This is a genomic window from Lysinibacillus sp. NPDC092081 (assembly GCF_044755845.1).
In the GTDB taxonomy this organism is placed as follows: domain Bacteria; phylum Bacillota; class Bacilli; order Bacillales_A; family Planococcaceae; genus Lysinibacillus.
Map to the genome: position 1 here is coordinate 332,552 of NZ_JBIVRU010000003.1, position 16,247 is coordinate 348,798.

The following is a 16,247-nucleotide window of genomic DNA, read 5'->3' on the forward strand; positions in this document are numbered from 1 at the left end:
ATGAACAAAAAAAACTTAAAGTTAATCTATAATAACAGCTTAGTTGGGCCAAGTATTTTTTTCGCGCTACTATTTTGTATCCCGCTAGTTGGATCTAATTATACACTCGCTATTTTTACGATGATTGGATTTTATGCATTAGTATGTATAGGTTTAACGATGCTCACAGGCTATGCTGGACAAATTTCACTAGGACATGCGGCTTTTTATGGAATTGGTGCCTACACGTCTGCTTATATGACAGCTACATTAGGGTTATCTCCCTGGTTAGCGATATTGGTAGGTGCGCTCATTTCTGCGCTTGTTGCATTATTAATTGGCATTCCTACATTTAAGTTGAAAGGTTACTATTTAGCGTTAGCAACACTAGGGTTTGGAATTATTGTTTACACAGCATTTAAAGAATTAACCTCTATTACAGGGGGCTCGAATGGCTTCTTCGGTATACCGGCGATTCGGTTATTCGGCTTTGAATTTGTTACAGATCAAAGTTACTTCTATCTTATTTGGCTATTTGTTTTTATGGCGCTCATTTTCTCACGGAATATTATTCACTCAAGAATTGGGCGTGGCTTACGTTCAATTGAGGGGAGTGAGATTGCTGCAGATGCCGTTGGTGTAAATTTAATGAAATATAAACTACAAATTTTTGTGACAAGTGCTATTTTCACATCTATCTCTGGTTCACTATTAGCACATTATGTATCATTTATTAATCCGAATTTATTTACAGCCAATACCTCCATTTATTTTTTGATAATGGTTATTATCGGCGGATTAAATAATATTTGGGGTGCCGTTGTCGGTTCAGCTACTTACGTTCTACTTGGTGAACTATTAAAACATTTTGTACCAATAATGCTCCCTAACATTGGAGGGGAATTCGAAATCGTTTTCTTCGGTTTATTGCTAGTTTTAACATTGATTTATATGCCAAATGGCTTAGTTCCTCAATTTATGAAAATTGCTGGGAAGCTTAAGAAGAGAGAACACCCTGCACCAATAGCGTTCACAATCGATACACGAACTACAGGGGGTAAAACAAATGACTAACAAAGAGCTTATCTTAAGCGTAGAAAACTTAACGAAAGTATTTGGAGGTGTTGTTGCTGTAGACAATGTATCCTTCACTATTAATAAAGGTGAAATATTTGCAGTTATTGGTCCTAATGGCGCAGGGAAAACAACACTTTTCAATATGATAACAGGGGTATTACCAAGTTCGTCAGGGAATGTCTATTTCCAAGGTAAGCGGTTAACGAGAAAAAAGCCTTATCAAATTGCACAAGCAGGTGTGACAAGAACATTTCAGAACTTAGAAGTTTTCGATAATATGACCGTTATCGAGAATGTAATGACCGGTGCACATATTACGATGAAAACAAATATTTTAACGGCTGGATTACGTTTACCAACTGTCGTGAAAGAAGAAGTTTATACGATGGAGAGTGCATTACAATGTTTAAAAGATGTAGGTATTGCTGAGTTTGCCTATGAAATGTCCGATAAATTACCTTATGGGTGTCAACGACTTCTTGAAATTGCACGTGCAGCGATTTCAAAGCCTCAACTCATTTTATTAGATGAACCAATGGCAGGCCTGAATGCTGAGGAATCGAGGCAATTAGTCGAGGTTATTTTAAAAATGCGCGCAGATGGAATGACTTTTTTATTCGTCGAGCATGATATGGAAACCGTTATGTCTATTTCAGATCGTTTAGTTGTTGTCGATAACGGGGTCAAGATTGGAGAAGGTACACCAGAAGAGATTTACAAAAATCCAAAGGTTGTGGCAGCATACTTGGGCGATGATGAAGCGGAGGAAGGTGTGGTCTATGCTTAAAGTCGAAAAATTACATACTTATCACGGGCATTTACATGTTCTTGAAGGTATTGACTTTGAACTAGTAGAGGGAGAGTTATTATCGATAGTCGGATCAAATGGCGCAGGGAAAAGTACGCTCCTCGGTACATTAGCTGGTGTGTATTCACCGAGTGAAGGAAAAATAGCGTACAAAGGGTTAGATATTACGAAAGATGGTGTGCAAAAGACAGTCGCTAATGGGATATGTTTAGTGCCAGAACGAAGACAGATTTTTTCTTCATTATCTGTCAAGGATAATCTGATGCTAGGTGCTTATCACCGATATAGTAGAGATAAAAAAACTGTGCATCAAGACTATGAGGAAATTGTAGAATTATTTCCACGCTTAAAGCAAATGCTTAATCGCCCGGGGGGTTTACTTTCAGGTGGAGAACAGCAAATGGTGGCAATTGGGCGAGGTTTAATGGCCAAACCGAAAGTTTTGATGCTTGATGAGCCATCATTAGGACTCGCTCCTTTAATCGTCAAAGACATTATGACTATTTTACGTAGATTATGTGATGAGCGAGGTGTCACAATCATTTTAGTAGAGCAGAATGTGAAAGCGGCATTGAAGGTGGCCGATCGTGCATGCGTTTTAGCACATGGGAAAATGGCCATTTCAGGTACTGCACAAGCTCTGTTGAATGACCCGAAAATCCAAGAAGCATACTTCGGTAAAGCGCACACAACGTCGAAAGATATTATGCAAGTATAAAATAGCTTCATCGAGATTCCTCCTTGTTGTAACAAGTGAGGGATTTTACGATGTCAAAAAAGATGTGAGAAACCTACTTAACGCAGGCCACTCACATCTTTTCCTCTTATTCGATGAAATTGTCATTTTTACGATAAACCATTGCTTCCATTGTTGCACATAATTCATCGTTGCTCCAAACATCGGTCCGATACCAAGCTAAACGGTGTGTTTTTTTTACCTCTTCTGCGATAGCTGTTAGTTGCTGTCCTGCCAAACCTGCGCTCATGTAATGTATAGTATTCGTTACACCGACAGCTGTCTTGCCGTAAGAATTACTAGCTGCCGCAAAGGCGTAGTCGGCTAAAGAAAAAATAATGCCTCCATGTACAGTACCATGTGTATTGAGCATATGAGGTTTTGGAGAAAGTGTTACTTTTGCAAAGCCTGCTTTTAATTCAACTAATTCTATCCCTAAATAATTTGCGTATGGTTCTTTTGATAAAGCTTCAAAAATTTCATCATAATATTTTTCGTGTTGTTGTGCCTCGGTTAATGTCAATGTAAATCCCCCTTTATGAATAAAAATTTGTTTCACCATTCGTGTATATGTAAAATAGACGAAAATCATACATACAAATTGATAACGAATGGAATTAAAGTGAAATACAAAATTAATTTAACACCTATTATTAGGAAAGTAAACGTATTAACGTAGTTTTGTAGAATTATTTTGATTTTTCGGTTTATATTTGTGTATTTATTTAAATATCTCTTATTAATAGTGGATTTGAAGGAGAGCTTTACAAATTTCTTTTTGTATTTATGAATAAAAAGCATTTAAGATAAAACGTTAATAGGCGACTAATTAATCAACTTTAATTAGAGAAAATAAAATATATTGACAATTCGGACAAATTTGTTTATCTTAATATTAATTACGAAACTAAAACTCTCGTAAATTATTTGTTATATTAAATGAATTGTAATAGCATAAAGGGGGTTAGTAAATGTATCATCTAGAAATAGAAACAGCTTCAAGGGGAGAAATGGCAAGAATTCAGCTAGAGCGATTAATAGAAACAGTTGAAAAAGTTTATAATAATACACCTTTCTACAAGGAACAGTTTGATCAGCTTGGAGTTAAACCAGCTGATATTCAAAGTTTAGAAGATATTCGCAAATTGCCATTTACTAAAAAAGTAAATTTACGTGAGCAATATCCATTTAAACTTTTTGCAGTACCGATGGATGATGTAGTCCGCATTCATGGTTCTTCAGGTACTAGTGGAAAACCAACAATTGTTGGTTATACGAAAAATGATATCGATATGTGGTCGGGACTTTTAGCTCGCGCTATTGTTACCGCAGGGGGACTCAAATCAGATATCTTTCATAATGCTTACGGCTATGGTCTATTTACTGGTGGGATGGGTTTACACTACGGAGCCGAAACTTTAGGCGCAGCAGTTGTACCGGTCTCAGGTGGAAATACGGAGCGTCAAATTACATTAATTGAAGATTTTAAACCACGAGGCATCGCAGGGACACCTTCTTATATTCTAACCATCGCTGAAAAGATGGAGGAAATGGGAATTGATCCAACGACGAACGGGATTGAATATGGAATTTTTGGTGCAGAGCCTTGGTCAGAGGAAATGCGCCGTGCCATAGAGGATAAATTAAAAATTCGCGCGATGGATATTTATGGTTTAAGTGAAGTACTAGGTCCTGGCGTATCGATTGAATGCTATGAAGCGCAAGATGGTTTACATATAGCGGAAGATCATTTCTTCGTAGAAGTGATCGATCCAGATACATTAGAACCTGTAGTTGATGGAGAAGATGGGGAATTGGTTATTACTAGCTTAACAAAGGAAGCGCTTCCAATTATTCGTTATCGTACGGGTGATATTACTTCGATTACACGTGAAAAATGTAAATGTGGACGTACAACAATGCGGATGGCACGAGTTAAGGGACGTACAGATGATATGTTAATTATTCGTGGAGTCAATGTTTTTCCATCTGAAATCGAGCGTGAGTTATTGCAAATTGAAGGGTTGGCACCACATTATCAAATCCATTTATTGAAAAAAGGAAATATGGATGCGATCGAACTACATGTTGAGTTAACGCCAAAATTATACGAAAAAGTAGGAGGTGACCTCAACCATCCGCTTATACAATTACTGACAAAGGAGATCAAGCACGATTTAAAAAATGCCTGCTTAGTTTCCGTTAGTCTAGTCATTGAAAATAGTGGTGCTATTCCACGCTCTGTAGGAAAAGCAATTCGTGTCATTGATAGAAGAATGGAACAGAAGGAGGTTCTTCAATGATTGATACTGAGCAAATAAAAGATGTGACCATTATAGGTGGAGGGCCTGTTGGGATGTTTGCCGCCTTCTATGGTGGTATGCGCGGCATGAGCGTCAAGATTCTCGAAAGTCTTCCTCAGTTGGGCGGCCAGTTAGCTGCTCTTTATCCAGAAAAATATATTTATGATATAGCGGGTTTTCCGAAAATTCTCGCACAAGATCTTATCAATAATTTAAAAGAACAAATGAATACTTTCCCGGTGGATGTCTGTACGAATGAATCTGTACAAACTATCGAAAAAGATGAAAACGGTATTTTCAAAATTGTTACCACAAAGAGTACGCATTATTCTCGCACAATATTGATCACTGCTGGAAACGGTGCGTTTAAAGTTCGAAAGCTTGAATTAGATGAGAACGATAAGTATGCACAATGTAATTTACATTACTTCATTAATGATCTCAATGCATTTAAAGATCGCAACGTGATGGTGTTTGGTGGCGGCGATTCAGCAGTCGACTGGGCGATGATGCTAGAACCAATTGCTAAAAAGGTTTCTATTGTCCATAGACGGGATAAGTTTCGTGCGCATGAACATAGTGTAGAAAATTTAATGCAATCAACGGTTGAGGTCATTACACCTTATGTACCTGAAGAACTGATAGGGGAAGAGCACATTACACATGTCAAATTAAAGCATGCAAAAGATGAAACCATCCAACCAATCTATGGTGTCGATGATATTATCGTAAACTTTGGTTTTGTTTCGTCGTTAGGGGCCATTAAAAACTGGGGCTTGGAAATTAATAAAAATGCCATCGTCGTTAATTCACGTATGGAAACTAACATTCCAGGTATTTATGCGGCAGGTGATATTTGCACATATGATGGGAAAGTAAAGTTAATTGTTAGTGGGTTTGGAGAGGCACCTACTGCTATTAGTAACGCAAAAGTATATATTGATCCAACATCTAAAGTGCAACCATTGCATAGTACAAGTGTAATGGAAGAAAAAAAGAAACAACTTACCTAATGCTGTAGGTTGTGAAAGGAATGAGTGTATGGCGAAATTCACTAGAGTAGATCAAGATACATGTATTGCTTGTGGCGCATGTGGCGCATCTGCTCCGGATATTTTTGATTATAATGACGAAGGAATTGCCTTTGTTATTTTAGACAATAACCAAGGTTGTAAAGAAGTGCCGATAGATTTATATGATGATTTAGAGGATGCAATGGAAGGCTGCCCAACAGAATCAATTAAAGTAGCAAACGATAATAAGGTCTTGTTGGAAGTGTGATTTTTTTTGCTCTCCAACATAACATAATAGTAACGATTATCGAATAATAGTTATAAGGAGGTTTTTACGATGAGTGTCGTTACTCAAGTATCTGAACAACAATTACAAGAGCAATTTGAGGCGCGGATTGCTGCGGGTGAAAAGATTGAAGTAGATGATTGGATGCCGGAAGAGTATCGTTTGGCGTTAATCAAATTAATTTCGATGCATGGTATTAGTGAAATAATGGGTGCTCTTCCTGAGAAAGAATGGGTTCCAAAAGCTCCGACATTATATCGAAAGCTAGGGATTATGGCGAAGGTTCAAGATGAGATGGGACATGGTCAATTATTATTACGCGTAGCAGAAGATTTGCTAAAACCATATGGTAAAAATCGTGGCGATATAATGACTGATTTATTCGAAGGGCGTCTTAAGTTCCACAATGTATTCCATATGGAAACAAAATCATGGGGGGATGCGGGTTTAATTGGCTGGCTTGTAGATGGTGCTGCCATTATCTCACAAACGAACATGTTAGGTTCATCGTATGGTCCTTATGCACGTGCTTTACAACGTATTTGTGCAGAAGAAGTATTCCATGCACAACACGGTGAAGCCATTATTATGGCGTTGGCAGAAGGTACACCTGAACAACGTGCACTTGTGCAAGACGCGTTAAATCGCTGGTGGGAATCCCTATTATTTTTCTTTGGCCCAGCATCAAAGGACACAACAGGTTCTAGCAAACAAGATTTAACTATTAAATATAAAATTCGTGTCTTGACGAATGAAGAATTACGTCAAAGCTTCTTAACAAAATACGTTCCTCGTATTCAATCGTTAGGCTTAACTGTGCCAGATCCGACTTTGCACTTTGATGAAGCGCAAAATAAATGGATTTACCAAGAGCCAAACTGGGAATATTTCAAAAAAATCCAACGCAACGAAGGTCCATGTTCTCAAGAACGCTTAGCACTTCGTCGTTCATCATACGAAAATAACACATGGGTACGGGAAGCATTAACGGCTCTAGTAAATTAATGCTATAGAGAGGGGCTATCATCGTGGAAAAACAATCTTTCTATCAAGAATTCGAAGTATTTAGTAAACGAACACCAACATCACATTTCCAGCATCAATTTAGTCTTTTAGCACCGAATGGAGAAATGGCGCTAGTTATGGCACAGGAAAACTTTATGCGTCGTGAGCCTGTGGTCGACATTTGGGTAGTCAATCGTAAACATTTACACGGCCTAACCCAAGACAATAAACAAGCGCTACAACGACTAGACAATAAAGATTACCGTACAACAAAAGGCTACGGTTATTTAAAGAAAAAATGGCGTCACTATGAACAAGTCATGCTGGACGAAAAAGAAATTCTATCTTGGGGCGGGGGAGGGAAGAAAGATGACTAACGAAGTAACGCCTGAATATAAAAAGGCAGTCCTTACAGTACTGTATCAATTAGCGGATGATGATTATTTGTTTTCGTATCGCGGCTCTGAGTGGCTTGGGCTGGTGCCACATATTGAGGAAGATGTAGCATTCTCATCCATAACCCAAGATACAATGGGACACGCAAAATTATATTATACGCTTTTAGAAGAGCTTGGCGAAGGCACTGCAGATTCATTAGCACAGCTTCGACCAAAAGAGGAGCGCTGTAACAGTCTACTTGTAGAACGCCCGAATGGAGAAGGCTACTACAAAGAAGCACCGAATTATGATTGGGGATACGCAGTAGCACGTAATTTTGTCTATACAACGGCGAAAAAAGCGAAGATTGATGCACTCAAAGCGAGCAGCTATACACCAATCAAAGAAGTGGCTGTGAAAATTAGTACGGAACTTTATTATCATCAGATGCACTGGACAACGTGGTTTACGCAATTATGTACAGCAACAGAAGAATCACGTTCTCGTATGGTGGCGGCATTACAAGAAGTGATAAAGGATGCCGGTGATTTATTGTCATTGGGCAACACAGCTGAGCACATAACAGCATGTGAATTGATCGAGTCAGAAGCGGCCATAAAAGAACGTTGGTTGGCCATTGTAACTCCAACTTTTGAAGCAATAGAAATCGCAATACCTGTATTACCAGAACCAATCATCAATGGTCGCCACGGACAACATACTGATGATTTAACTTCGGCTATTGAAACAATGTCAGAGGTGTATCGATCTGATTTGGCGGCAAGCTGGTAACGATCTATTGCAAATAAAGGAGGATAACGATGACAACTACGGGTCTGCACGAAGCACACATCTATGAAGTACTCGATGCAGTGAAGGACCCTGAAATTGATACGGTGAGTATTATTGACCTTGGCATGATTGAGCGTGTGCAAGTGAATGATGGTCATGTACGTATTGAAGTGCTACCAACATTTTCAGGATGTCCTGCATTGACAATTATTCAACAAAATATAAAAAAAGCAGTCGAACAACTAGAAGACGTTCGGGAAGTGAGTGTCGTGTTTATCAATCATCCTACCTGGACTTCTGATCGTGTAACAGAAAAGGGACGAGAAGGACTAAAGCAATTTGGTATTGCACCACCACCTCGTTTTTTAAAAGAAGACGGCTCGTGGCATGTAGATTGCCCGTACTGTAGTTCTACCTATGTCACGCTTGAAAATATTTTTGGTCCAACAGCTTGTCGCAGTATTTTGTATTGCAAAAGCTGTAAGAATCCATTTGAAGCAATGAAAATAATTTCTACTTCCATGTAGACAAAGGAGCGTATTTAAGATGGCAAAATTAATCGCGTTATATAAACACCCTGTTGATAAGGTGGCATTTGATGAGCATTACGAAAAAGTTCATACACCAATTACTGCGAAAATACCAGGCTTACGTGAAATGAAAGTAACTAAATTTAATTCAACTCCGATGGGTACAGAAACACCGTATTACTTAATGTGTGAAATGACATATGATAGCCCAGAAGATTTAAAGAGTGGACTACGGTCACCAGAAGGGAAAGCATCGGGCAAAGATTTAATGAGCTTTGCGAGTGATATCGTCACATTAATCATCGGTGAAGATGCATAATGACAGATTTCACATTTATTGAAGTAATGATTGACAGTGGGATAGGGTATATCACCTTAAACCGCCCTCGCCAATACAATTCATTAAATCGTGCCATGGTACGAGAAATTATGCAGGCGATGGAATTGTTTGATCGTGACGAAGGCGTACAGGTCATCGTTTTAGCCGGAAATGGTAAAGCGTTTTCATCTGGTGCAGATATTGATGAAATGGCGGCAGACAACGCGGTTCGTTTAGAGCTATTAAATCAATTTGCTGATTGGGATCGCATCGGGCAAATTAAAAAGCCTATTATCGGTAGTGTAAAAGGATTCGTTTTCGGAGGTGGCTTTGAATTAGCCCTTTGTTGTGATGTATTAATCGCCGCAGAGGGCACAGAATTTAGCTTCCCTGAAATAAACCTTGGCGTTATGCCTGGGGCGGGTGGTACACAGCGCTTAACAAAATTAGTAGGGCGAACGAAAGCATTAGAGTGGATATGGAGCGCAGCAAGGATTACTGCGGATGAAGCGCTCGCATATGGCATCATCAACAAGGTTGTGCAACCAGAGATGTTAATAGAAGAAACACATAAAACAGCGATGATGCTCGCACAAAAACCTGCCCTCGCTTTACGTCTTATTAAAGAAGCTGTCAACAAAGCTGTGGACTACTCGCTCTATGAAGGGATGCAGTTTGAACGGAAAAATTTCTATTTATTATTCTCTTCAGAAGATCAAAAAGAAGGCATGCAAGCATTTGTTGAAAAACGTCAACCGAACTTTAAGGGGAGATAATTATGTTTGAAACCATTCAATACGAACTAAAAGAATCCGTAGCGTATATTTCATTAAATCGTCCCGACACATTAAATGCATTCACCGCACAGATGAATCATGAAATTCGTACTGCCGTCAAACAAGCATCATTAGATGATGAAGTACGTTGTATTGTACTTCGTGGTGAAGGACGCGCATTTTGTTCAGGTCAAGATCTTTCGGTTATTGGTGAAAATACAAAACTTGGTGATATTCTAACAGATTACTATGGCCCGATGGTTCAACAGTTACATAGCTGTGAAAAACCAATTATCGCAGCTGTGAATGGTGCAGCTGCAGGTGCTGGCTTTAGTTTAGCACTTGCTGCCGACTTCCGAATAATGTCGGAGAAATCTTTCTTTATGAATGCCTTTATCCATGTAGGATTAATTCCGGATTCTGGGAATTTATACTACTTAAAACGATTAGTTGGCGATGCTAAAGCACTTGAAATTTCTTTACTCGGTCAACGTATAAAAGCAGAGGAAGCCAAACAATTAGGTTTAACAACTGCTGTCTATAGCAATGAAACGTTTGAAGATGACGTGCATTCATTCGCGCAACAGATTGTCCAGTTACCGACAAAAGCAATAGGCCTTATTAAACGTAATATCAAGGCAGCAGAACACTTAAAGTTCGAAGACTTCCTTGTTTACGAAGCACAAAGCCAAAGTATTGCCGGAGCGACAGATGATCATCAAGAAGGTATGAAAGCATTTGCAGAAAAAAGACAGCCTCATTTTAATGGACAATAAAAAGGAGTGAATGATAATGACACAACAAGTACAAGAGAAAGTATTAGTGAAACGCGATTTTTATCATTTAATTATTAATGGTGAAAAGGTAGAGAGCAGTAATGGTGAGACATTCGAAACGATTAATCCTGCTACAGGTAAAGTCGTAGCGACTGTTGCAAAAGCTTCACAGGAAGACGCAGAGCGTGCAGTGCAAGCAGCTCGCCAAGCATTTGATTTCGGAAAATGGAAGCAATATCCTGTTAATCGTCGTGCACAGGTGCTCCATAAAATTGCTGCTATTATGCGCTCTCGCTTTAATGAAATTGTAGAGCTTGAGATGCTTGATACAGGGAAATCTCTTGGTACTGCGCAGGGCCAAGTAAACCAAGCAATAGAAGATTTCGAATTTTACGCAGGTGCGATTGTTGGCCATCGTGGAGTCGTAAATAATATGCCAGGTCAATTTCATAATTACACAGAAAAAGAGCCTGTCGGAGTATGTGCACAAATTGTTCCTTGGAATTACCCACTTATGATGGCTGCTTGGAAAATTGCCCCAGCCATTGCTGTTGGTTGTTCCGTTATTGTTAAACCAGCTTCTTTAACGCCTTTAACAGCGATCGTGTTAGGTGAAATTTGTTTAGAAGCAGGTGTACCAGCGGGGGTTGTCAACATTATTCCTGGTTCAGGTAAAGATGTAGGGAATTATTTAGTGGAGCATCAGCAAATCGATAAAGTTGCCTTCACAGGTTCCACGCCAGTCGGCAAAGGAATTATGGAAAAAGCTTCTCAAACATTAAAACGAGTTACATTAGAGCTAGGCGGGAAATCACCAAATCTAGTGTTTGAAGATGCTGATATTGATGCGGCGGTAGATGGTTCACTGTACGGCATTTTCTATAACTCAGGGCAATCTTGCGAGGCACGTTCACGCTTATACGTGCACAAAGACATTTATGATGAGTTTTTAGAGAAATTTGTTGCTAAAACAAAAGCAATTAAACTAGGTGATCCATTCGATAAAGGTACTCACATGGGGGCGATTATCGACCAAGATCAATTAAATACGATCGATGGCTATGTGAAATCTGCCATTGATGAGGGCGCAACCATTTTAACAGGTGGCAAAGTAGCGGCGGTAGAGGGCTTTGAAAATGGTTTCTGGTATGAGCCAACTATTATTACAGACGTAACGCAATCCATGAAAGTTGTGCGTGAAGAAATATTTGGTCCGGTAGTTGTTGTTATGCCATTTAGCGATGAAAAAGAAGCGATTCGACTAGCGAATGATTCAGAGTTCGGTTTAGGCTCAGCAGTTTGGTCTAAAGATGGGGCACGTGCTACTCGAGTTGCTAATCAAATCCAAGCGGGAATCGTAATGGTCAATTGCCCATTCTCTGCAATGCCAGGGACCCCTTTTGGCGGGTATAAGCAATCCGGTTTCGGACGTGAGCTATGTATCGAAACATTAGATTTATATACAGAGACGAAAAGTATCATTTCATATTATGGTAGCCGCCCACTAAATCCACTAGGCGTCTAACCACCACAAAAACCATATGCGATGAGATATCTTCACTCGTCGTATGTGGTTTTCACAATAAGGAGGTTGCTTTCATGAAAAAAATTATTGTCATCGGGTCAGGGGTTATGGGACGCGGTATTGCCTACGTTAGCGCAATCAGTGGCTTTGAAACAGCTATTGTAGACATTAACGAACAGGCGTTACAAAATGCTCAAAATGAAATTACATCCATTTTCGAAAAATCTGTTGGACGCGGAAAATTAACAGCGCAGCAAGTACATGAAGCAACATTACGTCTGACTTATGTGACAGATTTAGCTACTGTCGCAAATAAAGCAGACTTAATCATTGAAGCAGTACCCGAAAAAAGGGACATTAAACGGTCTGTCTTCGAGCAGATGGAACAGTTTGCTTCACCCCACTGTTTATTTGCCTCAAATACTTCAACGATGAGTCCAACAGAAATTGCTTCCTACGCAAAACGACCTGAACAAACTATTGCGATGCACTTTTTTAATCCTGTGCATAAAATGGAGCTCGTGGAGATTATTAGAGGTTTAGAAACTAGTGATGAAACAGTCCAAACCATTTGCGAAATTGCTGAACAAATGGGCAAACAAACGGTCGTCATCAATGAATTCCCAGGTTTTGTTACAAGTCGTATTAGTGCACTCGTAGGGAATGAAGCATTTTATATGTTACAGGAAGGCTTAGGTAGTCCAGAAGACATCGATAAAGCTATTAAACTAGGCTTAAATTATCCGATGGGACCGTTCGAATTGGTCGATTTAGTCGGTCTTGATGTACGTCTGAACAATTTACGATATTTACATGAAAAGCTCGGTGAAAAATACCGCCCAGCACCACTACTTGAACAATATGTACAAGCTGGACGTCTCGGTCGAAAGAGTGGAAAAGGGGTTTATGACTATAGTGAGCAAAAAGAGGTGGTGAAAAAATGACAGAAGTCGTAATTGTAGATGCTGTTCGTACACCAATTGGTCGTTATAAAGGTGCATTAAAAACTGTTCGGCCGGATGACTTAGCTGCGACTGTCATAAAGGCGCTTATAGAGCGTAACCCGAAAGTGCCAGTTAAACAAATTGAGGATGTTATTTTCGGAAATGCCAACCAAGCGGGAGAAGATAATCGAAACGTCGCCCGAATGGCTGCATTACTTGCTGAGCTACCAATTGAGGTCGGGGGAACTACCATTAATCGGCTTTGTGGTTCAGGCATGGATGCTATACATTTTGCAGCTCGAGCTATTAAGAGTGGTGAGGGCGATATTTTTATTGCCGGTGGTACGGAAAGTATGACACGTGCACCGTTTGTCATGGGGAAACCGGAAGTAGATTATCCGAGAGGCGATCAAAAGATGTTTGATACAACGATCGGCTGGCGTTTTACGAACCCAAAATTGCAAAGTATGTATGGAGCGGATACAATGCCTCAAACTGCTGAAAATGTTGCCAAACGTTTTCATATTAGTCGTGAGGAACAAGATGCATTTGCATTTGAAAGCCAACAACGTGCGAAAAAAGCGATTGCCACAAACCGTTTCGCAGAAGAAATCGTGCCTGTGTACGTGAAAGATAAAAAAGGAAATGAAATTATCGTGGATACAGATGAACATCCACGTCCCGATACAACGTTAGAAGCACTTGCTAAACTACGATCTATTTTTGAAAATGGGACTGTGACAGCCGGTAATGCTTCTGGAGTGAATGATGGTGCCTCGGCATTATTATTAATGAGTGCAGAAAAAGCAAAAGTGTTAGGTATAACACCATTAGCACGATATATAACAGGTGCTGTTGCAGGATTAGAGCCAGCTGTTATGGGTTTAGGCCCAATCTATTCTTCAAAAAAAGCATTACAACGCGCTGGCCTAACAACAAATGACATTGGTTTATACGAAATAAATGAAGCATTTGCTTCCCAAGCAATAGAATCCATTAAGCAGCTTGAACTAAATCCAGCACAAGTCAATGTCAACGGGGGCGCTATTGCATTTGGTCATCCACTAGGCGCAAGTGGTGCCCGAATAGTAACCACATTACTTTACGAGATGAAAAAACAAAACGTACAATATGGCCTTGCTTCAATGTGTATCGGTGTCGGGCAAGGGATTGCAACGATTATTGAAAATATAGAATGATCATTATAAACGGCACAAAAATGTGCCGTTTTTTTCGGAAAAAATCGAATGGAAAAGGAGAGTTTGCAAATGAAAAGTATTTCATTTAGAATAGAAAATTATATTGCTTATGTAACAATAAATCGTCCAGAGGTGTTAAATTGTTTTAACTATGATACTTTATTTCAACTGCAACAAGTAGTAGACGAATTACATATAGCTGAAAATGTCCGCGCTGTTATTTTTACAGGTGCGGGCGAAAAGGCATTTAGTGCGGGTGCAGATTTAAAAGAACGAAAAACATTAACAACGCAAGAAGTACGTCGGAACGTACGCGCAATTCGAGACGTGTTTAATAGCATAGCAAATTTACCACAACCAACTATTGCAGCAGTGAATGGGCATGCACTAGGTGGTGGATTTGAATGGTTATTAGCATGTGATTTTGCGATTGCAGTTAACGAGGCACTACTAGGTCTTACTGAAACAAGTTGGGCAATAATTCCTGGTGCAGGTGGTACGCAGCGATTACCACGATTAATCGGCGAAATGAAAGCAAAAGAAATGATTTTAACAGCAGCGAAAATTACAGCTACAGAGGCAGAAGCTCTAGGCATCATTTTAAAAGCAGTGCCACGAGAGGCGTTGCTGGACGAATGTGAATCACTCGCAATGCGAATTATGCAAAATGGCCCTGTCGCTGTTCGTCAAGCAAAATATGCCATTACACAAGGTATGAATACCGATTTACAAACGGGTCTTGCGATCGAATCAAAGGCATATGAGTTAGTCATTCCGACAGAAGATCGTCTCGAAGCTTTACAGGCGTTCAGCGAAAAAAGGCAACCTGCATTTCAAGGAAAATGAGTTAGAAAGTAGAGGGAGAGAATGGGCGCAAATACACAGTCTATGATTTTTACGCTCTATGGCGATTATATTATGCATTACGGTTCAAAAATTTGGATCGGTAGTTTGATTCGTTTATTAAAAGAATTCGGTCACACAGAGCAAAATGTACGCGTTTCTGTATCTAGAATGGTTAAGCAAGGATGGCTACAATCAGAAAAACGAGGGAATCGGAGTTATTATTTTTTAACAAAACGCGGTGAAATACGGATGCAAGAGGCAGCAAATCGTATTTTTAAATTAAAACCGACTCAATGGGATGGAAAATGGAGACTTTTAATGTACTCTATTCCGGAAGATAAGCGTCAAATTCGAGATGAATTACGTAAAGAGCTCTTATGGAGTGGATTTGGCTCCTTTTCGAATGGCTGTTGGATATCCCCAAATAATTTAGAAGAAGAGGTTAAACTCCTCATCCAAAAATATGATATTGCTAATCATGTAGACTTTTTTACAGCTGAATACATTGGCCCTCATGATCATGAAGCACTAATCGAAAAAAGCTGGTCGTTGGCTGAGATTGAGGCACGTTATGAGAAGTTTATGGATCAATATAGTAAGCAATATATTATTCATCAAAGTGCAATCTCAAGACAGGAAATGTCGGATGCCGAGTGTTTTGTAGAGCGTACAAATCTTGTTCATGAATATCGTAAATTTTTATTTATCGATCCAGGACTGCCCCAAGAATTATTACCGCCTATGTGGAGTGGAAATCATGCTGCGCTATTATTCCAAGAATATTATAATTTATTGGAAGGCCCTTCATGCCGTTTCTTTGAAGAAATATTCCATGCAGATAATTAAAAAATGAAAAAAGAGAGGCTGGGACATAACTAGCTTCAATTAGTGAGAAATCCGAATTTGAATGAATTCAAATTCGGATTTCTCTATTTTTTTATGTTGTCTCCAGATA

General features: G+C 39.4%; 19 protein-coding genes. 18 read left to right on the forward strand and 1 reads right to left on the reverse strand.

What is annotated here, in order from left to right; translation table 11 throughout:
* From ACIQLB_RS08965 to ACIQLB_RS08975, 3 genes are read left to right on the forward strand one after another with little or no spacing between them, the layout of a single operon-like run.
* On the forward strand, positions 1-1,053 hold the full coding sequence (locus ACIQLB_RS08965; RefSeq protein WP_400723987.1) for a branched-chain amino acid ABC transporter permease: 1,053 nt from the start codon (positions 1-3) through the stop codon (positions 1,051-1,053).
* Positions 1,046-1,843 (forward strand): ABC transporter ATP-binding protein, encoded by a 798-nt coding sequence (locus ACIQLB_RS08970; protein ID WP_400723990.1) that lies wholly within the window; start codon positions 1,046-1,048, stop codon positions 1,841-1,843. The genes ACIQLB_RS08965 and ACIQLB_RS08970 overlap by 8 nt, the downstream gene beginning before the upstream one ends.
* Entirely contained in the window at positions 1,836-2,582 is a 747-nt protein-coding gene (locus ACIQLB_RS08975) for an ABC transporter ATP-binding protein (protein WP_400723993.1), read from the forward strand. The genes ACIQLB_RS08970 and ACIQLB_RS08975 overlap by 8 nt, the downstream gene beginning before the upstream one ends.
* A 106-nt stretch (positions 2,583-2,688) precedes the next feature.
* Here the strand turns inward: ACIQLB_RS08975 and ACIQLB_RS08980 are convergent, their stop codons facing one another.
* Entirely contained in the window at positions 2,689-3,123 is a 435-nt protein-coding gene (locus tag ACIQLB_RS08980) for a PaaI family thioesterase (RefSeq protein ID WP_400723996.1), read from the reverse strand.
* A 448-nt stretch (positions 3,124-3,571) separates the two neighbouring features.
* On the opposite strand from ACIQLB_RS08980, the gene ACIQLB_RS08985 reads away from it, so the two are divergent.
* The 15 genes from ACIQLB_RS08985 (at position 3,572) to paaX (ending at position 16,138) form a co-directional block, all read left to right on the forward strand.
* Complete coding sequence (locus ACIQLB_RS08985; RefSeq protein WP_400723999.1) at positions 3,572-4,903, forward strand: phenylacetate--CoA ligase family protein; 1,332 nt, start codon at positions 3,572-3,574, stop codon at positions 4,901-4,903.
* Positions 4,900-5,916 (forward strand): NAD(P)/FAD-dependent oxidoreductase, encoded by a 1,017-nt coding sequence (locus tag ACIQLB_RS08990; RefSeq protein WP_400724002.1) that lies wholly within the window; start codon positions 4,900-4,902, stop codon positions 5,914-5,916. The genes ACIQLB_RS08985 and ACIQLB_RS08990 overlap by 4 nt, the downstream gene beginning before the upstream one ends.
* Positions 5,917-5,944: 28 nt before the next feature.
* A complete protein-coding gene (locus ACIQLB_RS08995) occupies positions 5,945-6,184 on the forward strand; it encodes a ferredoxin (protein ID WP_370078728.1) in 240 nt (79 codons plus the stop codon).
* 69 nt (positions 6,185-6,253) lie between these two features.
* Positions 6,254-7,207, forward strand: a complete 954-nt coding sequence (gene paaA, locus ACIQLB_RS09000; RefSeq protein WP_400724005.1) for a 1,2-phenylacetyl-CoA epoxidase subunit PaaA — start codon at positions 6,254-6,256, stop codon at positions 7,205-7,207.
* Between the two features lie 23 nt (positions 7,208-7,230).
* Entirely contained in the window at positions 7,231-7,584 is a 354-nt protein-coding gene (gene paaB / locus ACIQLB_RS09005; protein ID WP_132358347.1) for a 1,2-phenylacetyl-CoA epoxidase subunit PaaB, read from the forward strand.
* Positions 7,577-8,377: a 1,2-phenylacetyl-CoA epoxidase subunit PaaC gene (gene paaC / locus ACIQLB_RS09010; protein ID WP_400724008.1), complete on the forward strand. Its 801-nt coding sequence runs from the start codon at positions 7,577-7,579 to the stop codon at positions 8,375-8,377. Before paaB ends, paaC begins: the two co-directional genes overlap by 8 nt.
* Before the next feature lie 29 nt (positions 8,378-8,406).
* A complete protein-coding gene (gene paaD, locus ACIQLB_RS09015; RefSeq protein WP_400724011.1) occupies positions 8,407-8,904 on the forward strand; it encodes a 1,2-phenylacetyl-CoA epoxidase subunit PaaD in 498 nt (165 codons plus the stop codon).
* Between the two features lie 19 nt (positions 8,905-8,923).
* On the forward strand, positions 8,924-9,226 hold the full coding sequence (locus tag ACIQLB_RS09020) for an EthD family reductase (protein ID WP_400724014.1): 303 nt from the start codon (positions 8,924-8,926) through the stop codon (positions 9,224-9,226).
* The gene (locus ACIQLB_RS09025; RefSeq protein ID WP_400724016.1) at positions 9,226-10,002 is read left to right on the forward strand and encodes an enoyl-CoA hydratase/isomerase family protein; all 777 of its coding nucleotides are present in this window, start codon (positions 9,226-9,228) and stop codon (positions 10,000-10,002) included. Before ACIQLB_RS09020 ends, ACIQLB_RS09025 begins: the two co-directional genes overlap by 1 nt.
* Before the next feature lie 2 nt (positions 10,003-10,004).
* Positions 10,005-10,778, forward strand: a complete 774-nt coding sequence (locus ACIQLB_RS09030; RefSeq protein WP_400724019.1) for an enoyl-CoA hydratase-related protein — start codon at positions 10,005-10,007, stop codon at positions 10,776-10,778.
* A gap of 16 nt (positions 10,779-10,794) precedes the next feature.
* Positions 10,795-12,303, forward strand: a complete 1,509-nt coding sequence (locus ACIQLB_RS09035; RefSeq protein WP_400724022.1) for an aldehyde dehydrogenase family protein — start codon at positions 10,795-10,797, stop codon at positions 12,301-12,303.
* Between the two features lie 74 nt (positions 12,304-12,377).
* A complete protein-coding gene (locus tag ACIQLB_RS09040) occupies positions 12,378-13,247 on the forward strand; it encodes a 3-hydroxyacyl-CoA dehydrogenase (protein WP_400724025.1) in 870 nt (289 codons plus the stop codon).
* On the forward strand, positions 13,244-14,446 hold the full coding sequence (locus ACIQLB_RS09045) for an acetyl-CoA C-acyltransferase (RefSeq protein ID WP_400724028.1): 1,203 nt from the start codon (positions 13,244-13,246) through the stop codon (positions 14,444-14,446). The genes ACIQLB_RS09040 and ACIQLB_RS09045 overlap by 4 nt, the downstream gene beginning before the upstream one ends.
* Positions 14,447-14,515: 69 nt before the next feature.
* Positions 14,516-15,292, forward strand: a complete 777-nt coding sequence (locus tag ACIQLB_RS09050; protein ID WP_400724031.1) for an enoyl-CoA hydratase-related protein — start codon at positions 14,516-14,518, stop codon at positions 15,290-15,292.
* 21 nt (positions 15,293-15,313) lie between these two features.
* On the forward strand, positions 15,314-16,138 hold the full coding sequence (paaX, locus tag ACIQLB_RS09055) for a phenylacetic acid degradation operon negative regulatory protein PaaX (RefSeq protein ID WP_249072427.1): 825 nt from the start codon (positions 15,314-15,316) through the stop codon (positions 16,136-16,138).
* The last annotated feature ends 109 nt before the right edge of the window (positions 16,139-16,247 follow it).